The 18,216-nt window shown below is 61.0% G+C and carries 15 protein-coding genes; 13 read left to right on the plus strand and 2 right to left on the minus strand.

Annotated features, from left to right (window positions below; translation table 11 throughout):
• The first annotated feature begins 100 nt into the window (after positions 1-100).
• Positions 101-2,074: an alkyl/aryl-sulfatase gene (locus tag KVG87_RS11530; protein WP_217850779.1), complete on the plus strand. Its 1,974-nt coding sequence runs from the start codon at positions 101-103 to the stop codon at positions 2,072-2,074.
• A 12-nt stretch (positions 2,075-2,086) separates the two neighbouring features.
• Here the strand turns inward: KVG87_RS11530 and KVG87_RS11535 are convergent, their stop codons facing one another.
• Complete coding sequence (locus KVG87_RS11535) at positions 2,087-2,935, minus strand: helix-turn-helix domain-containing protein (RefSeq protein WP_217850781.1); 849 nt, start codon at positions 2,933-2,935, stop codon at positions 2,087-2,089.
• Between the two features lie 97 nt (positions 2,936-3,032).
• On the opposite strand from KVG87_RS11535, the gene KVG87_RS11540 reads away from it, so the two are divergent.
• Both KVG87_RS11540 and KVG87_RS11545 read left to right on the plus strand, forming a co-directional pair.
• Entirely contained in the window at positions 3,033-3,977 is a 945-nt protein-coding gene (locus tag KVG87_RS11540; RefSeq protein WP_217850783.1) for a LysR family transcriptional regulator, read from the plus strand.
• A complete protein-coding gene (locus tag KVG87_RS11545) occupies positions 3,974-4,993 on the plus strand; it encodes an AraC family transcriptional regulator (protein ID WP_217850785.1) in 1,020 nt (339 codons plus the stop codon). Before KVG87_RS11540 ends, KVG87_RS11545 begins: the two co-directional genes overlap by 4 nt.
• A 140-nt stretch (positions 4,994-5,133) precedes the next feature.
• On the opposite strand, the gene KVG87_RS11550 is transcribed toward KVG87_RS11545, so the two are convergent.
• Positions 5,134-6,831 (minus strand): sulfatase-like hydrolase/transferase, encoded by a 1,698-nt coding sequence (locus tag KVG87_RS11550; RefSeq protein ID WP_217850787.1) that lies wholly within the window; start codon positions 6,829-6,831, stop codon positions 5,134-5,136.
• Between the two features lie 389 nt (positions 6,832-7,220).
• Between KVG87_RS11550 and KVG87_RS11555 the strand changes: the two genes are divergently transcribed.
• The 10 genes from KVG87_RS11555 to KVG87_RS11600 are packed head-to-tail and all read left to right on the plus strand — an operon-like array spanning position 7,221 to position 18,211.
• Complete coding sequence (locus KVG87_RS11555) at positions 7,221-8,573, plus strand: UDP-glucose dehydrogenase family protein (protein ID WP_217850789.1); 1,353 nt, start codon at positions 7,221-7,223, stop codon at positions 8,571-8,573.
• Positions 8,570-9,604 carry an NAD-dependent epimerase gene (locus KVG87_RS11560; protein WP_217850790.1) on the plus strand — a complete coding sequence of 345 codons (1,035 nt, stop codon included), beginning with the start codon at positions 8,570-8,572 and terminating at the stop codon, positions 9,602-9,604. Before KVG87_RS11555 ends, KVG87_RS11560 begins: the two co-directional genes overlap by 4 nt.
• A gap of 14 nt (positions 9,605-9,618) precedes the next feature.
• Complete coding sequence (locus KVG87_RS11565) at positions 9,619-10,365, plus strand: sugar transferase (protein ID WP_110646483.1); 747 nt, start codon at positions 9,619-9,621, stop codon at positions 10,363-10,365.
• The gene (locus KVG87_RS11570) at positions 10,365-11,012 is read left to right on the plus strand and encodes a CpsD/CapB family tyrosine-protein kinase (protein WP_024012451.1); all 648 of its coding nucleotides are present in this window, start codon (positions 10,365-10,367) and stop codon (positions 11,010-11,012) included. Before KVG87_RS11565 ends, KVG87_RS11570 begins: the two co-directional genes overlap by 1 nt.
• A 21-nt stretch (positions 11,013-11,033) precedes the next feature.
• Positions 11,034-12,056, plus strand: coding sequence for a polysaccharide biosynthesis/export family protein (locus KVG87_RS11575; protein ID WP_016774099.1), 1,023 nt, complete (start codon positions 11,034-11,036; stop codon positions 12,054-12,056).
• Between the two features lie 16 nt (positions 12,057-12,072).
• Positions 12,073-13,665 (plus strand): GumC family protein, encoded by a 1,593-nt coding sequence (locus KVG87_RS11580; protein WP_056784537.1) that lies wholly within the window; start codon positions 12,073-12,075, stop codon positions 13,663-13,665.
• Positions 13,662-14,753, plus strand: coding sequence for a glycosyltransferase family 4 protein (locus tag KVG87_RS11585; protein WP_217850791.1), 1,092 nt, complete (start codon positions 13,662-13,664; stop codon positions 14,751-14,753). Before KVG87_RS11580 ends, KVG87_RS11585 begins: the two co-directional genes overlap by 4 nt.
• Positions 14,750-16,117: an O-antigen ligase family protein gene (locus KVG87_RS11590; protein ID WP_056784531.1), complete on the plus strand. Its 1,368-nt coding sequence runs from the start codon at positions 14,750-14,752 to the stop codon at positions 16,115-16,117. The genes KVG87_RS11585 and KVG87_RS11590 overlap by 4 nt, the downstream gene beginning before the upstream one ends.
• Positions 16,114-17,082, plus strand: a complete 969-nt coding sequence (locus KVG87_RS11595; protein ID WP_076567404.1) for a glycosyltransferase — start codon at positions 16,114-16,116, stop codon at positions 17,080-17,082. The genes KVG87_RS11590 and KVG87_RS11595 overlap by 4 nt, the downstream gene beginning before the upstream one ends.
• The gene (locus KVG87_RS11600; RefSeq protein WP_217850792.1) at positions 17,075-18,211 is read left to right on the plus strand and encodes a glycosyltransferase; all 1,137 of its coding nucleotides are present in this window, start codon (positions 17,075-17,077) and stop codon (positions 18,209-18,211) included. The genes KVG87_RS11595 and KVG87_RS11600 overlap by 8 nt, the downstream gene beginning before the upstream one ends.
• Positions 18,212-18,216: the final 5 nt, after the last annotated feature.

An 18,216-nucleotide genomic window follows, 5' to 3' on the forward strand; every position in this document is an offset into this window, starting at 1 on the left:
CCCTGAATGGTTTTTGTCCGCTGATGATCATCGTCAACCTAGCGCCGCGCCTTAAGCTGCTGGCTGTTCGGCCATAACGATAATAAAACCGGAGACACCCATGCCCCGTTTCAACCTGAGCCCGCGCGGCCTGCTGACCTGCCTGATCACCGCTTGCCTGAGCCAACCGTTGCTCGCTGCTGACGGTCCGGTGGCGCCGAGCATGCAAACCGCTGCAAGCAACGCTGCCGTCCTGCAAACCCTGCCTTTCAGCGACCGCACCGATTTCGAATCCGTCAGCAAAGGCTTGATCGCACCGTTCAAGGGCCAGATCAAGGATGCCGCCGGCAAAGTCATCTGGAACGTCAATGCCTATGATTTCCTCGCCAAAGACAAGGCGCCGGAATCGGTCAATCCGAGCCTGTGGCGGCTGGCCCAGCTCAATGCCCACGCCGGTCTGTTCGAGGTCAGCCCCAAGCTCTATCAGGTGCGCGGCCTCGACCTTTCCAACATGACCATCATCGAAGGTGACGACGGGCTGATCATCATCGATCCGCTGACCATGGCCGAAACCGCCAGGACGGCGCTGGATCTGTACTACGCCCATCGCCCGCGCAAACCGGTCGTCGCGGTGATCTACAGCCACACCCATGTCGATCATTTCGGCGGCGTGCGCGGGGTGATCGACGAGGCCGATGTCAAGTCCGGCAAGGTCAAGGTCTACGCGCCGGTCGGTTTCATGGAACACGTGATGAGCGAAAACGTCATGGCCGGCAACGCCATGAGCCGCCGCGCGCAGTACCAGTTCGGCAGCCTGTTGCCGCGCAGTGAAAAAGGTCAGATCGACGCTGGCCTCGGCAAGAGCGCGCCCAGCGGTGGCACGGTCACACTAATCGCGCCTACCGATCTGATTGCCGAGCCGTTGGAAACCCGCACCATCGCTGGCCTGCAAGTCGAATTCCAGCTGACCCCAGGCACCGAAGCGCCCGCGGAAATGAACCTTTATCTACCGCAGCTGAAAGCCTTGTGCATGGCCGAAAACGCCACGCAGATGATGCACAACATCCTCACCCCGCGCGGTGCGCAAGTGCGTGATGCCAAAGCCTGGTCGCAATACCTCGACGACAGCCTCATGCGCTACGGTGACAAGGCCGACGTGCTGTTCGCCCAACACAACTGGCCGACCTGGGGTGGCGAGCGGATTCGTACTTTGCTCGCCGATCAGCGTGACATGTACGCCTTCATCAATGACCGCACTCTGCACTTGCTCAACCAGGGCCTGACGCCGTTGGAAATCGCTGATGCGATCAAGAAGCTGCCCGGCTCGCTCGATCAGAAGTGGTACACCCGTGGTTATTACGGTTCGCTGAGTTTCAATACGCGCGCGGTGTATCAGCGCTACATGGGTTTCTACGACGGCAACCCGGCCAACCTCAACCCGCTGCCCCCGGTCGATGCGGCTAAACGCTCGGTCGAGGCCATGGGCGGTACCGCGTCGGTGCTGGAGAAAATGCGCAGTGCGATGGCCAGCGCTGACTACCGATGGGCCGCGCAGTTGGGCAACCAGTTGCTGTTCGCCGATCCGGACAACGCGGATGCACGCAATGCTCAAGCCGAGACGCTGGAGCAGTTGGGTTATCAAAGCGAGAACGCCACCTGGCGCAACATGTACCTGACCGGTGCGATGGAACTGCGCAACGGCGTACCACCGCAGTCTGCCAATACCGTATCGGTGGACATGGTCCGGGCGATGAGTCCGGAAATGTTCTTCGACTACCTCGCGGTACGCCTGGACAGCGACAAAGCCGTGGCCCATGACCTGACGCTGAACTGGACGTTCGACGATGTGCAAAAGGATTTCACCCTGACCTTGCGCAATGGCGTGCTGACTCACCGCGCCGGCTTGAATCCGGCGGCGGATGCAAGCGTCAGTCTGAGCCGCGATACGCTGGAGAAGATCAGCCTGAAACAATTGGACTTCCCGACGGCGATGCAAAAAGGACTGGTGAAGTTGCAGGGCAATGGTCAGAAATTCGGATTATTGATGGGCAGCCTGGATACGTTCGGGCCGCAGTTCAATATCGTCACGCCTTAGGCCAAACGCCCCTCATGCCTGACCGGGATTCAATCTGAATTGCTTCGGCGTAATCCCGAACTGTTTGCGAAACGCGCGGATAAAGTTGCTCGGCTGGCGATAACCCAGCCGCTCAGCGATCCGCTCGATCGGTTGATCGCCCGCCGTCAGCCAGTGCCGCGCCATCGTCAGATTGTCCTCACGCGCAGGCGCGCAAGTTGCTGCGTGCCAGTGGCGCAGCATGCTCTGATGCAGAAACGGGTTGGCGCCCAGCAAGGCCTGATCGAGCCTGGAGCGCGGCAAGGTCAGGCACAGATGCTCGCCCTGCTCCACCGCGATACCCACTCCACGCAGCCAGCCACCGGCCATTTGCGCCGGGCGCAGGCTGACACTCACAAACGAATCTCCAGGCGCCCCGCCCAATCGACGGGCAATGTTGCGCACCAGCGTTATCACTGCCGCATCCAGAGCGAAATGATGCAACTGCCCCTGCTGCGAACGCAGGCGCAAATGAGCGAAATCGCCCGCCTCGACCAGTTCCACCGCAACGTAATTGATCACCCTTGGCAAGCAGTCGATGAAGCACTTCAGACTGGCCCGCAAGGTCGCGGACGAGTCGAGCAGAATATTCAGTCCTTGCAGGCAATCGGTCGCCATCCCGTCGGCCAGTTCACAGCCAAACGTCGGCGCTACCCCGGCCCATTCACACTCACGCCACAACCGTTCAAGCGCTTGTGCGGCGATCAATTGAGGCTGCCCGGCGAGCACAGACGGGCAGATCCCGACGCGCGCCATCAAGCGTTGCGGGCACAGTCCGGACTGGCGAGCATGCGCGAGAATCGTGCGGGTAAACGCACTGGAGGCGAACAGAGACTGAGACATGAAGGCGTGCCATCGAAGAACAGGCGTGTACTTATGCCAGCGGACGTGCTATCGATCCAATGCATTAAAAGTATTAACAAAATGCAGGAGACGCATGATGGATCTTCGCCAGCTTCGCCATTTGGTCGCCCTCGCTGATTACCGCAACTTCGGTCGCGCCGCCGAGGCGATCAACCTCAGCCAACCGGCGTTCAGCCGCAGCATCCAGACTCTGGAACGGGATCTCGGCTGCGAACTGGTCGAGCGCAGCAGCCGTGAGTTTCGCCTGACCGGGCAAGGCGAACTGGTGCTGCAGCACGCGCGGCGCCTGCTCGCTGGCAGTCAGGCATTGCACAACGAATTGACTCAATACAACGGCCTCACCGGCGGCGAACTGCAATTCGGTTGCGGTCCGTATCCGGCGCAGGTGCTAGTGCCGGAAGCGCTGGCCGACTTCATTGATGCGCATCCGGCGATTCGCACGCGGTTTCATCAGGGCGACTGGCAGCAATTGTCGCTGTGGTTGCGCGAGCAGCAGATCGAGTTTTTCGTCGCCGATGCGCGGCACTTCGTCAGCGATCCGCAGTATCAGGTGCATCTGCTGCGCACGCGGCCGGGACGGTTTTTCTGTCGCGCTGGCCATCCGCTTGCCGCGCAACGAGACCTGCGATTGCGCGCCCTGCTCGATTACCCGATCGTCGGCACGCGCATTCCACCGATGATCCGCAAGGTGCTCGCCGATATCCTCGGTGAGCAGGACTTCACCCCGAGCGTCGAGTGCGCACAATTTGACGCGATCCAGCGCGTAGTGCTGCGCTCCGACGCGGTGGGGCTGGCCACGCTTGAGGCCTTGCGTGAACAACTTGATCGCGGCTTGATCGAGCTGCTCGACTTTGTCGACGTCCCCCATGACGAGCCGGCGCTGCAACTGGGTTATGGCATCGTCAGCCGCGCCGGTTTTACCCTGACGCCAGCAGCGCGGGCGATGATCGAGGCGATCCTCAGCGTCGATCAGCGTTTGCTGGCGGCTAACGGAGCGACGGGAGACGCGCGCACAACATGAGCAAAATCCATCCGCAACCCGCCAACGCTTTTTACGCGCCGACCCTGCTGCCGGCCATTGAAGAATTGCTCGCGCGCGGCATTACCCAAGGCGCAATCGAAGCACAACTGCGCCGCAGCCTGTTCGATCTGCGCACGCCGTTCACGCGCATGCCGCTGCTGATGTCGCGGCGCTTCTGGGCGTTTGCCGTGGAACAGAGCGGGGATCCACTGATCGGTCTGGCGGCGGGTGAACGCTTCGTTTCGACGACCACCAATGGACTGACCTATCTGTTCGATGTCGCCGTGTCGCTGGAACGTGCCTGTGAGTTTTTCGCCGAGTACTTCGCGTTTTTCAACGGACATTTCCGTGTGCAAATCCTGCGTGAAGATGGCGGCGTAACACTGCGTCTGGTCGAAGCCGGCAGTCTTGGTCCTCCGGCGGCGCTGACCGACTACCTACTCGTCAGCCTGTGCAGCCTGGTGCGACGCAAATTGCTCGCCAGCGGCGTGAATCGTGATCCGGTGCTGGGCGTGGCTCTGGTGTCGGCCAGCCGCGAGGAACATGAATCGGCGTTGCGCACCCCGGTGAGCGCAGAGCAGTCATGCGCGGCGATTTATCTGGATCCTCAGCTGTTCGTGATGCCGTTGACACCGGGCAATCCGGCATTGGAAACAACGCTTGTCGATCTGCTGGAGCAGACCCGACGTCTCAGTGAATCGACCTTGCTCGGACAGCTCAGCGATTATCTGATCGAAGATCTGGCGACAGCGGATTGGCAGCAGTTCTGTGCTACACAGCATGTGCTCGAGCGCACGGCGGCAAGGCGCTTGAAGGCGTTGGGCTGGACTTTCAGCGAACTGCTTGATGAGCATCGCCGCTATCGTGCCGAGGACCTGCTGCAATCCGGGGCGCTGGAACTGGTCGAAGTGGCGGATCGGTTGGGTTACAGCGATGTGCAGGGATTCAACCGGGCTTTCGCGCGCTGGCTGGGGTGCGCGCCTGGGGAGTATCGCGCGCGGTGGCTGAAGCTTTGAATTGGCTGGTGTCAGTGCTGGCCCCATCGCTGGCAAGCCAGCTCCCACAGAGGCCAGTGCTGACACAGGATTTGTGAACAACCTCGAACCCTGTGGGAGCTGGCTTGCCAGCGAAGAGGCCCGCCCGAGCAACCCAAAACTCACTGCCCCGAAGCCACACTCGCCGGCGCCCGCTCGGGCGTAACAATGCTGCCCAGATCGATATGCTTCCATTCAGGCTTGGCCCCCAACCGCGCATTGAAGCGGTAGTTGAAAGTGAACTCATCCGCCGTCGGCACGCTCAGCGGTTTGCCATATACCGCTTCAATCCCCGCAAGGTCATAACCCATCACCTGCAACAGCGTCGGGAAGATGTTGTAGTGGCTGGAGCGGTCCTTGTTTGCCGGCAGATTCGCCGCCCAGTCCGGCGTCCTGAGGCCACTACCCTGAATCACCACCAGCGGCACCAGCCCCTCCTCTTCCACCGGGTCGCCGCCGCAGTGGGTATTCAAGCCCGGGTTGCCGCGCTCATGCAGATCCTGGCCATGATCGGAGGTGTAGATCAGCAGCGCATTGTCCAGATTGGCCTGGGCGAAAACCCGGGCGAAGAACTCGCCGACGTTCCACAACAGCGTGTTCTTGTAGGCGTTGCGATACAGCACCCAGTCATCCGGCTGGCCATTGAAACCGGGGCGTTCACCAGTGTCGGCGACTTCGGTGAACTGCCCGCGCGGCAGCGTCGGCCGGTAGGCCATGAACGCGTCCGGGTATTTGTCATGCACCGGAAAATGCGCGCCGACCTTATTGATCACGATCAGCTCGGGGCGATCGTCATTGACCAATTCGATCAGCTTCGCCGCTGCCGCCATATCGCGGTCGCGCACGCTGGTCTGGTCGAATTGCACGAAACTGTCGATGTCGTTTTTCTCGGCGGCGGTCATCAGGTTCTGCAGGTTGCCGGCGGTGCGCTGGGCGTCGATGTAGACCGTGCCGAGCCCGGCCTTCTTCGCGTACTGCCAGATCGACGGCAACGTGCTGTTGATGCGCCTGTAATCGGCGCGGGTGCCGCCGTAGCGCAAGGTGACGTTGGTGTCGGCGCTGCAGTTGGCAATGGACGCGGCATAACCGAAGTTGAAGACATCGACCCCGGCCGGCGCTTGCTTGAGGTTGCTGTGCACGCCGAACGGCGCGTTGATGTCGAGGTAATTGCCGGAAATGCTTTCATCGATGATCAGCACGATGTCGTGGCTGATGGCAGACGTGGCGCGCGCAAGCGTCACCGATTCACGCGGGCCGACGGTGTCATGCAACGCTTCATAGGCAAACAGGTTCAGGTAGGCCAGCGGCGTGTACATGATCGGCAGACCACGCGCGCCCTCACCCGCACGTAAAAACAGCAAAGCGCTGAGCATCAACACGCCGATGACCGGAGCCGCTACTCGCAACGTATTGGATATAAACAGCGCATGACGCGGCTTGAGTCCGATGCCGAACAACAGCAGCAAGCCGCTGAGCACCGCGCGCAGGATCGCATCGCGATACTGATACGCGGCTTCCTGAATGAAGCCGCCGGAGTACACCAGCGAGACAAAATCGCTGTACCTCAGGTAATCCGCGGTGACACGAGTGTAAACATCAAAAAAAACTGCTGCGGCAAACATCGTTAATGCGAATGCATGTCGAACGAGAGCCTGACGTATATAGGCAGTTAGATATAACGCAAAAGTAAGCGCCAAAAACATCGCGCCAAAAACAAGTATATTCAAACCCCACCCGATAGCATTTATCCGATCCAGGTAATAGTCGGAAAAGAGCAATAGATAGGCAACTAAAAGCAGTTCCTTGGCGTATTTGAACATGGCGATACCGGCCGTCCGAAATGGGAGGTTGTCAAAGCTTTGTCGGTCAGAACCTGACACTAGCACCCGGCCATCAAAGCGCAAGAAATGACTGATAGCCGGGTAAAGCGTCAAAAAAACGGTGACTCAAATCTGACACACCTGTAGCGATTAAAGCCTTTAATTTCGGGGACTTAAACCGTCTGTCGGTTAAATTAAATCTGAACAAATCTGCAAGAAAACAACAAATTCAATCGCAGCAATGACTTGATGGCCAATCGCCAAAAACGCCTCAAGTGTTATACCCGTGCAACATGTCATTTTGCTGACACGCTTTTCAAACCCTGCGCTATACCCCTTTAACAATCTCATTCCGTAGTTAACTTTTCTGGTTTTATTGAGGTGCGCAGATGGACGTGAGCGTATTTGGCACTGGCTATGTCGGACTTATACAAGCCGCTGCACTTGCCGATGTCGGTCATCGGGTTTTATGCATTGATATTGATCCGAACAAGATCAAACAACTGCAACAAGCGGTACCGCCCATCAGTGAGCCAGGCCTGTCCGCAACACTTGAAGAAAACATCAAGGCCGGGCGCTTGTTGTTCAGCACCCAGGCCAGTGATGCGGTGACTCACGCCGAGCTGATTTTCATCGCCGTCGGCACCCCGGCGGACGAAGACGGCTCAGCCGACCTCAGCCATGTGCTCAACGTCGCCCGGCAGATTGCCAGCCTGATGGAGGCTGATCGCACGCTGATCATCAAATCCACGGTGCCGGTCGGGACTGCCGATCAAGTCCTGGCCACGGCCAACAGCGAATTGCTTTTGCGCGGCAAAACCGAGCTGCAGGTGCGCGTGGTTTCCAATCCGGAATTTCTCAAGGAAGGCAGCGCCCTCGCCGACTGCATGCGCCCGGACCGGATCATCATCGGCACCCGCGACGACGCTGCCCGCGAGCAGATGAGCGAGCTCTACGCGCCGTTCTGCCGCAACCACGAAAAACTGATGTTCATGGACAACCGCAGCGCCGAGCTGACCAAGTACGCGGCCAACGCGATGCTCGCCACCCGCATCAGTTTCATGAACGAACTGGCCAATCTCACCGAGCTGCTCGGCGCCGACATCGAAGCGGTGCGCAAAGGCATCGGCTCCGATCCGCGCATCGGCTACCACTTCATTTATCCGGGCTGCGGCTTCGGTGGCTCGTGCTTTCCCAAGGATCTGCGTGCCCTGCTGCACACCGCCGAACACAACGGCATGCCGTTGAAACTGCTGCGCAGCGTCACCGACGTCAATGACAGCCAACGGCACATCCTGTTCAGCAAATTGCGCGCGCAGTTTCCGCAAGGCCTGGCCGGCAAATCCATCGCCGTCTGGGGCCTGGCGTTCAAACCGAACACCGACGACATGCGCGAAGCCCCCAGCCGTTACCTGATGGACGCGTTGTGGGCCGAAGGCGCCAGCGTGCAGGCTTATGATCCGGAAGCCATGTCCGAGTGCCGGCGCATCTACGGTTATCGCAACGACCTGCACTTGTGCGCGACCCGCGACGACACCCTTGAAGACGCCGACGCGCTGGTGATCTGCACCGAGTGGAAAAACTTCCGCGTAGTCGATTTCGAACTGCTCGCCGAGAAGCTGCGTTCGAAGGTGATCATCGACGGGCGCAACCTGTACAACCCGGAACAGGTTGCCGCCGCCGGCCTGCATTACAGCGGCATCGGCCTGCGCCACATCGCCCCTGAAGGGCTACGCCCATGAAAATTCTGGTGACCGGTGCCGCCGGTTTCATTGGTGCCCATTGCGTCCTGCGCTTGCTGCGCGACGGGCATTCGGTGGTCGGCCTGGACAATTTCAATCACTACTACGACCCGCAGCTCAAGCACGATCGCGTGCAGTGGGTGCGCGAGCAGGTCGGCGATTTTCCGCTGGCGACGGTGGATCTGGCCCACGCTTCAGCGATCGACGCGTTGTTTGCCCGCGAGCAGCCACAAGTGGTGATCCATCTGGCCGCGCAGGCCGGGGTGCGTTATTCGCTGGACAATCCACGGGCGTATCTGGACAGCAACCTCAACGGTTTCCTGAACATTCTCGAGAGCTGCCGCCACCACCCGGTCGAACACCTGATCTACGCCTCGTCCAGTTCGGTGTACGGCGCCAATCAACACACGCCTTACTCGGTCAAGGATGGCGTCAACCATCCGCTGTCGCTGTACGCCGCGACCAAAAAAGCCAATGAACTGATGGCGCACAGCTACAGCCATCTGTTCGGCATTCCCTGCACCGGCTTGCGATTTTTCACCGTGTACGGGCCTTGGGGGCGGCCGGACATGTCGCCGATCCAGTTCGCCCGGGCGATCAGCGAAGGCGAGCCGCTGAAGCTGTTCAATTACGGCGAGCACCAGCGCGACTTCACCTACATCGACGACATCATCGAAAGCATCGCCCGCCTCATCGATCAGCCACCGCAAGCCAATCCGCAGTGGGATCGCGAGCAGCCCGACCCGGCCAGCAGCATGGCGCCGTGGCGTCTGTTCAACATTGGCGGGCAGCAGCCGGTTGCACTGAAAGCCTACCTCGCGCTGATGGAAAAACATCTCGATCGGCAAGCCATTGTCGAGCTGCTGCCGCTGCAACCGGGCGACGTGCTCAACACCTGCGCCGAGGCCAGCGATCTGGCCCAGGCCACCGGATTCCAGCCCCGGATAGAACTGGATGAAGGACTGGGCCGCTTCATCGCCTGGTTCCGCGACTACTACCCCACTGCCCGTGCGCCGCTTGCGGCTGATTGAATGCGGAGGACGCCATGACTGGACATGAAAGAAGTGTGTCGATTGCACAGATGCGCCCTGACAAGCGCGTCGACCCGGAACATCGCATGCGCCTCGACGCAGCGATCCACCGTCAGGGTCGCGGCTGGCTCAGCGGCCGCGATGGTGGCCGCCCATGGCAGCTGTCGCGGACCAACCGGGTGGTCGCCTGCCTCGGCGCGCTGACGATTCTCGTGCTGATCTCGCCAGTGCTGCTGGGCCTGGCCCTGGCCATCAAGTTCACCAGCCCGGGGCCGGTGCTGTTCGTGCAGAAACGCACCGGTTATCGCGGGCGCAAGTTCGGCATGTTCAAGTTCCGCACCATGGTCAGCAACGCCGAAGAACTCAAAGAGTCGCTGCGCCACCTGAACAAGCACGGGGCAGACGCCATCGACTTCAAGATCGACAAGGACCCGCGCGTCACCGGCATCGGCAGTTTTCTGCGGCGCACCAGCCTCGACGAGCTGCCCAACCTGATCAACGTGGTGACCGGCGACATGCGCCTGGTCGGCCCTCGTCCGACCTCGTTCAACGCTTACCGCTACAAGGACAATCACCTCGCGCGTCTGGCGATCTACCCCGGCATGACCGGTCTGTGGCAGATCTCCGGACGCAGCAACATCGACTTCGACCAGCGCGTTGAGTTGGACCTCAGCTACATCGCCGAGCAGAGCCTTCTGCTTGATCTGAAGATTCTGTTGAAAACCCCCTTCAAAGTATTCAGCGGCCACGGAGCAAGCTAATGGACGGTTCAACCAATAAAAGCCTGAGCATCGCCAGCCCCAGCGAATCGAATCTGACTTCGACCGTGCTGGATCTCGATCTGCGCATTCTGTTCCTGACCGCCGCCAATCCCGGCGCCGGCACCACCACCAGCGCGCTGGCACTGGCCAGTCAGCTGGCGCAGATGAGCAGCGGCCAGGTGCTGCTGGTCGATGCCAGCCAGTCGGCGAACAACCTCACCCAGCAGATGAACCTCGGCAAGGAGCGCGGCCTGCGCGACCTGCTGTTCAACCCGGGCAACCCGCCGCTGTTGCAGGACTGCGTGGTGCAGGTCTCGAGCCTGCCCTTCCATGTGCTGCCCAACGGCCGGCCGATCCGCACGCTGGAACACCTGACCGCCGAGCGCCTGAGCCCGTTGCTCGACCAGTTGGGCAGCCAGTACCGCTTTGTGGTGATCGACGGCGACGCGGTGTATTCCGCCGCCGACACCCTGGTCATCAGCACTCAGGTCGACGGCGTGGTGTTTGTCGTACGCGCCGAAGACACCCGCTGGGAAGTCGCCCAGGCCGCTGTGCAACGCCTGACTCAGGCCGGTGCGAAAGTGGTCGGCAGCGTGTTCAACCGGCGTAAGTACTACATGCCCAAATGGCTTTACAAAAACCTGTAAGCGAACGCAAAGGATGACGCCATGAACGCCAGAATGCTTGTCCTGCTGTTGCTGCCGCTTGCGGGCTGCACCAGCACTTCCGAGACCCGCAACATGCCGGTGAATATTCTCACCGCCACACCGGCCAACGCCCAGGCCACCGACATGCCGCGGGTCGAACAGACCCTGCGCCCGAAAGACGTGCTGGATGTGATCTTTCACATCAGCACCAGCGGTTCGGACGCTTACCGCGTGCAATCAGGTGACCAGATCGGCCTGAATTTCACCGCCGCCAGTCAGCTCAACGGCACGCAACTGGTGCTGCCCGACGGCACTATCGAACTGCCGGGCGCCAACACCTCGGTGAAAATCGCCGGGCTGACCAGCGAAGAAGCCCGTCAGGAAATCCAGCGTGCGTATCAGCGTAAGCAATTGTTCCAACCCAACCGCAATCAGCTCTCGGTACAGATTCTCAGCCCGCTGAGCAACGAGCAGAACCTTAAAAGTGCGCTGAACCATCCGGCCACCGGCATGAGCCGCGAGATCACCGTCGGCACTGATGGCTACGCGAGTTTTCCGGAAATCGGCGCGGTGCCGCTGCAAGGCATGACCGTCAATCAGCTGGAAACCTTCCTCAATCAGAGATACGCGCAACTGCCGGGCCGCATGACTGTGGATGTGCTGCTCAAGTCCACCGCCGGCAACGAGATCTACGTGCTCGGCGAAGTCGCACAACCGGGCTCCTACCCGATCCGCCGGCCGGTGTCAGTGCTTGAGGCGCTGACTCTGGCGCGCGGCACCAACGTCAAGGCGCGGCTGGATTCGGTAGTGATCATGCGGCGCAACGGCAATCAGGTGCAGGCGATGAACTACGACGTCGAGAAAGCACTGTCCGGTGACGCGCCACAAATCGCCTATCTGCAGCCGGATGACATGCTCTACGTGCCAAAAACCAAACTGGCCAGCGCCGGCGAACTCGCCCGCCAACTGGCTGATGTGGTGCTGTTCCAGGGCGTCGGTTTCAGCTTCGGCTACCGCGTCGACAACAAAGGCAGTGACAACTGACTCTCAGGTGACCGACATGAACCCAAAAGAAAATTACCTGCACGAGTTCTTCAGGATTTTCTTCGCCAACAAGCAAACGGTGAAGCGCATCTTCCTGACCTTTGCAGTGATCGCCCTGCTCCTGCCGTTGCTGCTCAAACAGAGCTTCGATATCACCGCGCAGGTCATCGTGCAGTCGAAAAAGCTGTCTCAGGGCGATGCGACCACCTCGCTGACCCAGGACAGCGCCACCTTCATTCCGCCATCGCTGGCGGACATGGAAACCGAAAGCAATATCCTCCGTTCGCCGGCGCTGATCCGTCAGACCATCAGCGAACTGCGCGACATGGGTCAGTACAACCCGCCGCCGGGGATGCTCAGCAAGCTGGCGGGCGAGCCGTTCAAGCGTTACGTCAGCACGCCGCTGCGCGAATACGTGATCAATCCGCTGCGTGATGCGCTGGGCATGCAAACCGATCCGGTGCGCGACACGGCACTGGACGGTTTGACCCAGGACGCCATCGACAACCTGAAGATAGAAACCCTGCCGGGTTCCAATGTGATCTCGATCGTCTACAGCTTTCCCGATCCGGCCCAGGGCACAACGTTTGTTGCCGCGTTGCTGCAGAACTATCTGGTCGATCGTCAAGCGTTGCAGTCGATCGAGCTGCCGCATTCGTTCTACGAAACCAAGAAGCATCAGTATCAGGTGCGGCTCGATGGTCTAGAAGGCGCGCGGCTGAGCCTGCTGGAAAGCGTCGGTTCTTCCGACCCGAAAGAGGAAATCACCTTTCGCCTCAACGCGATCAACACCGAAGAGCAGGCACTCAACCTGTATCGCGATCGCTTGCTGCAAAGTCAGCGCTGGCTCGATTATCTGAAAACCAGCCTGGCCGCCGCCAACACCAACAAACTCAACGACTACACCTTCCCGTTCACCTTCACCACGACGGTGGACAACATTGCCTTCGAGGACCGCGAGATCAGGCAGATGGGCGAGGCGCTTACCACTCAGGTCAGCCGCTATATGAATGACCTGGCGGTATTCCAGCCTGGCAGCGAGCCGATGTTGCTGGCCCGCGAGCAAATTGCCCGCACCCGCCAACAGTTCCTCAAAGTGGTCAACAACCGCATCCAGGAACGCACGATCGACCTGTCGGTGGTGAGCCAGGTCATCGAGCAGAAAACCGCGCGCATTGCCGAGTTCAAGAATCGCATCCATCAGTTGCAGCAGACCCAAAGCAAGCTGCGCCAGATGGACACCGAGATCGGCGCGTTGCACGCCGCGTTTTCTACCTATGCGCAACGCTTTGCCGAGAGCAGTACGACACGCGCGCTGGACAACGACCTGTCCAACGCCCGGGTATTGAGTCCACCGTTCGAGCCGACCGAGGCGGCTTTTCCCAAGCCGATGCTGATCATTCCGTTCGGGCTGTTCACCGGGCTGCTGCTGGCAATCGCGTTCGTCTACGTGCGTGAGTTCTTCGACCATCGGTTCAAGCATCCGGCGCAAATAAGCCATGAACTGGGCGTGCCAGTGTTGTTGGTGCTCAACGAAGAAACGTCGCAGCCGGGCAATCCGCACAAGAACTGGACCATGCCGAGCCTGGTGCACTGGGTGCGCAATTGAACGCGGTGTCCACCCCAATCGTCGCCCTGCCGATCATTCATTTGCTCAGCAGCGGCGGCTTCTACGGGGCCGAGCGGATGTTGCTGGATCATTGCCTGGCCACGCCGGGGCAGCACCAGGTGCTGTTCCTCGACGCGCCGCCAGAACTGATCGCGCGCTTTCGTGAAGCCGGGGTGGACGCTCGCGCTTGTGCCGGGCTCGGCGAATTGCTGCGGCACTTGCGTCAGCGCCGTGGCGACCAACCGTTGCTCAACACCCACAACTTCAAAGGTCTGCTGTTCGGCTGGGTTGGCGCCACGCTGTTGCGCGTGCCGCTGGTGATCACCCAGCACGGCTTCACGCCGCGCAGTCGCAAGCAGAAGTTCTACACCTGGCTGAGCCTGCAACTGTGCCGCACGGCGTCGGTGAAACGGGTGGTTTGCGTGGCGCACAGCATCGCCACGCTGCATCTGAAGGCCAGCGTGAGCGCGGAGAAGTTGCAGGTGATTCCCAACGGTTTGCCAGCGGCACCGGCAATGCAGCCGGTGGCAGATCGGCAACGCTGGCTGGCCGGTTACGTCGGGCGGTTGAGCAGTGAAAAAGGCCCGGACCTGTTTCTCAATGCGCTGATTGCGTTGTGTCACCAGCATCCGCAACTGGACGCGGTGATGCTCGGCGACGGCCCGGAACGCGAGGCCTTGCAGGCGCGTATCGATGCTGCCGGGTTGCAGCAGCGGATTCGCTTGCCGGGCTACCAGACGGCGATGCAAGGCTGGTGGCAGCAACTCGATGCGCTGGTGATCAGCTCGCGCACCGAGGGCACGCCGATGATTCTGCTCGAAGCGATGCAGGCCGGCGTGCCGGTGGTGGCGTTCGCGGTCGGCGGTATTCCGGATGTCTTGCAGGATCGTCACAACGGCCTGCTCGCGGCGCCGACGGATACCGCCGCCCTCGCCCGCCAGCTCGACACCTTGCTGGCCGAACCGAAGCTGGCCGCGCAGTTGCGCGACAACGCCAGACGCACCCAACAGGAGCGCTACGACCTCAAGGCATTGGCCGAACGCTGGTCGCAGCTGTACATCCAAACGGCACGGGAGACACGCGCATGATTTTCCCGCTCTCGATCGTCAGTCTGTTCGCCCTGGTCAGCCTCGGTCTGCTGGCCAGCCCCTGGCCGTATCTGGCACCGGGGGCGGTTATTGGGCTGGTCGGTTTCACCGTTCTGTACCGCAAGCCGACCTGGGGCCTGCTCGGCATTGCCGCGCTGGTGCCGTTCGAAGGTTTCTTCAAGGACAGCTCGGTATCGGGCAGCAAATTGATCGGTGCCTCGCTGGCAGTGATCGTGATGCTGCAACTGGCGCTGCACCAGATCCCGTCGCAACGCCTGCGCAGCAATCTGTGGCGTTACCTGATCGGTTTCATGGCGCTGTACCTGCTGAGCCTGTTCGCCAGCGACAATCTGGGCATGTCGCAGACTCATCTGCGTGAACTGAGCGTGGGCCTGGTCTTGTTCGTGATCACCCTGTTGATCGGCCGTGAGTTGAATCTGGATCTGTTCGCCCGACTGGTCACCCTCAGCGTCAGCACGACCTGCGCGATGGCGATGTTTTCCAGCCGATTCCAGGACAAGGGCCGCGCCGCCGGCCTGCTCGAAGACCCGAATGCCTTTGCCCTGCTGATCGCTTTCGCCGTGCCGCTGGGCCTGCTGCTGGTGATTCGCAGCCCGAACCTGCTGCACCGTTTGTTCTGGGCTGGTTGCTGTCTGTTGCTGCTCGGCGGCATGACCAAAACCGAGTCGCGCTCAGGGCTGGTCGTACTGGCGTTGAGTCTGGCAATCGGGATCTGGCACTACCGCCAGCAGTTGACCCGCATTCGTCCACGGCATTTCGGCTTCGCCATGCTCGGTGCTGCGATCATCCTGCCCTTGGCGATCTATGCGATGCCGGCCGGTTATCTGGCACGCATTCAATCGCTGAGCATCCTCAGCGCCGGGGCCAAGGCCCAGGACGAATCCCTCGGCCGTCGCGCCTCCTACATTGTCGTTGGCAGCCAGATCATTCGCGAGCATCCGCTGCTCGGCTCCGGCCCTGGCACCTTCCCGCTGCACTACGCGACCACCGGTTATGCCAAGGCGTTCTCGGCCAACCGCAAGATCGGCGACCTGTATCGCCGGGCGCATAACACTTATCTGGAGATCTTCAGCGAACTGGGGATTCCCGCCGGCCTGCTGTTTGTCGGCATGCTGGTGCAGGGTTTCTATAACCTGATCCGTGCACGACGCACGTGGCTGGAACGGCGCGAGTGGCAGCACGCAGGCATGGTTACCCATCTGGGCATGAGCTTTCTGTCATTGACGCTGTTCCTGATGTTCCTCAGTGCGCCGAACCTGAAATACCTGTGGATCATGCTGGCGCTGACCTGGGTGCTGCGCCTGAAAGCCGAGCAGGCAGCGCTGACGGAGGCCAAAGCATGAGCCGGATCAGCATTGTCATTCCGATGTTCAACGAAGCCCGGCATATCGGCCGAACGCTGCTGGCCGCCAGCAAGGCCGCGCACGCAGCCGACATCGACTGTGAATTGATAGTCGTCGACAACGGCTCCACCGACGAAGGGCCGCAGATTGCCCGCGCATTCGGCGCGCAGGTTCTGCTGCTGCCCGGCCTGCTGATCGGCGCCTTGCGCAATCGTGGCGCAACGGTTGCCCGTGGTGAATGGCTGGCGTTCATTGATGCCGATATCGAGATGCCGGAAGACTGGCTGAAGCAGATGTTGGCTTTGGCTGCGGGCGACCAGGGCGACGTCTTCGGCCTCGACCTGCACACCCCTGCTGCCGCGCCATGGTTCGCCGCCGCGTGGCAGCGCCGCTCTTTGCGCCCGTCGGGTGGCGCCACGCGCACTGTGCAATGGCTGCCCAGTGCCAACCTGCTGATGCGCAAGCAGTGGTTCGACAACGTCGGCGGATTCAACGAAACCCTGCGCACCGGCGAGGACAAGGAATACACCCTGCGTCTGCACAGACACGGTGCTCGTCTGCTGTCGGTCAATACCAGCGTCGCTCTGCATTGGGGCTACGAAATGACCTGGCGCGAATGGGTCGGCAAGGAACTGTGGCGTCAGGGCAGTCATCTGCAATTGGTCCGGGCCCACGGCATGAGCTTGCGTCTGCTGCGGTTTCCGCTGCTCTCGTTACTGGTGTGGCTGCTTGATGCTCTGGCGATTCTTGCGTTGCTGGGCGGCTACGCGCAGCAGGCGTTACTGCTGCTGATGGCAGGCCTGCTGCCCAGTCTGCTGCTCAGCCTGCGGCAAAGCATTCGCCAGCATAACCTCAGCCTGACCTTGCAGCTCTGGGGCCTGCACTGGGTGCGCCTGCACTTGGCAAGCGCAGCATTGATTCTCGGTCTGTGTCATTGGAATGCAAGGAGGCCTGCCCGTGGCTGAACTCATTTTTTGCCTGTGCCTGTTGTTGCCAGCGTACGCCTACATCGGCTATCCGCTGCTGCTCACCTTGCTCGCGCCACTGTTCCCGGCCTGGCGACATGCCCCCGCACCGCCGCTGAACGTCAGCATCGTGATTGCCGCGCACAACGAGGCACGCCATATCGAGCACAAGCTGCGCACGCTGCTGGCTCAGGACTATCAGCCGGCCGCGTTGCAGATCATTCTGGCCAGCGACGGTTCGACCGATGACACCGTGGCTTGCGCGCACAAAGTGATTGATCCGCGCATCACCGTGCTCGACCTGCCGCGCCAGGGCAAAGCCGCCACGCTGAATGCCGGCGCCGCCCTGAGCAGCGGCGACATTCTGGTGTTCACCGATGCCGACAACCAGTGGTCGCGCGACACCCTCGGCCACTTGCTCGCGCCGTTGAGCGATCCACAGGTAGGCGCCTGCGCGGGGCACATGGTGATCCCGGTTACCGGTGGCGGCCTGAGCATCGGCGACAGCCTGTATCGGCATTACGAAGGCTGGTTGCGCCGGGTCGAGAATCGCACCGGCTGCATGGTCTCCGCCGACGGCGCCCTGCTCGCCTTGCGTCGCGAGCTGTTCCAGACCGTGCCGGCCGAGGTCAACGATGATTTCTTCATCAGTACCTGCGCACCGGTGGCGCATAAACGCATCGTCTACGTGCCCGAGGCGCAGGTGATCGATCAGGGCGTCGACGAAGCGGACAAGCAATGGCGTCGCCGCCAGCGGGTCACCGTCGGTGGCCTGCAGAGCCTGGCGCAACGCCGTGAACTGCTCAATCCCTTCAAGCACGGCCTGTATTCGATCGCGTTGATCAGCCACAAACTGATTCGTCGACTGGCGCCGGTGCTGTTGTTGCCGCTGCTGCTGAGCAATTTCTGGCTGTGGAACCAGCACGGTTTCTATCGCCTGAGCCTGGTCGCGCAATTGCTCGGCTACTCGATTGCCATCGCCGGCCTGCTGGATTCGCAACACCGTTTACCGAAACCGTTCCGCCTCGCGGCCTTCCTGCTGGTGACGCTGGCAGGCATGAGCGTCGGCCTGTGGCAGTTCCTGCGCGGGCAACGGTACGCACAGTGGAATCCTGACCAGAATCGTTGAGAGGG

Origin of the sequence: Pseudomonas siliginis (assembly GCF_019145195.1) — a bacterium.
Taxonomy (GTDB): domain Bacteria; phylum Pseudomonadota; class Gammaproteobacteria; order Pseudomonadales; family Pseudomonadaceae; genus Aquipseudomonas; species Aquipseudomonas siliginis.

What these genes read in the sequence shown, in the direction of transcription:
- KVG87_RS11530 (WP_217850779.1), top strand. Translation starts at nt 101, where the DNA reads ATGCCCCGTTTCAACCTGAGCCCGCGCGGCCTGCTGACCTGCCTGATC.
- KVG87_RS11535 (WP_217850781.1), bottom strand. Translation starts at nt 2,935, where the DNA reads ATGTCTCAGTCTCTGTTCGCCTCCAGTGCGTTTACCCGCACGATTCTC.
- KVG87_RS11540 (WP_217850783.1), top strand. Translation starts at nt 3,033, where the DNA reads ATGGATCTTCGCCAGCTTCGCCATTTGGTCGCCCTCGCTGATTACCGC.
- KVG87_RS11545 (WP_217850785.1), top strand. Translation starts at nt 3,974, where the DNA reads ATGAGCAAAATCCATCCGCAACCCGCCAACGCTTTTTACGCGCCGACC.
- KVG87_RS11550 (WP_217850787.1), bottom strand. Translation starts at nt 6,831, where the DNA reads ATGTTCAAATACGCCAAGGAACTGCTTTTAGTTGCCTATCTATTGCTC.
- KVG87_RS11555 (WP_217850789.1), top strand. Translation starts at nt 7,221, where the DNA reads ATGGACGTGAGCGTATTTGGCACTGGCTATGTCGGACTTATACAAGCC.
- KVG87_RS11560 (WP_217850790.1), top strand. Translation starts at nt 8,570, where the DNA reads ATGAAAATTCTGGTGACCGGTGCCGCCGGTTTCATTGGTGCCCATTGC.
- KVG87_RS11565 (WP_110646483.1), top strand. Translation starts at nt 9,619, where the DNA reads ATGACTGGACATGAAAGAAGTGTGTCGATTGCACAGATGCGCCCTGAC.
- KVG87_RS11570 (WP_024012451.1), top strand. Translation starts at nt 10,365, where the DNA reads ATGGACGGTTCAACCAATAAAAGCCTGAGCATCGCCAGCCCCAGCGAA.
- KVG87_RS11575 (WP_016774099.1), top strand. Translation starts at nt 11,034, where the DNA reads ATGAACGCCAGAATGCTTGTCCTGCTGTTGCTGCCGCTTGCGGGCTGC.
- KVG87_RS11580 (WP_056784537.1), top strand. Translation starts at nt 12,073, where the DNA reads ATGAACCCAAAAGAAAATTACCTGCACGAGTTCTTCAGGATTTTCTTC.
- KVG87_RS11590 (WP_056784531.1), top strand. Translation starts at nt 14,750, where the DNA reads ATGATTTTCCCGCTCTCGATCGTCAGTCTGTTCGCCCTGGTCAGCCTC.
- KVG87_RS11595 (WP_076567404.1), top strand. Translation starts at nt 16,114, where the DNA reads ATGAGCCGGATCAGCATTGTCATTCCGATGTTCAACGAAGCCCGGCAT.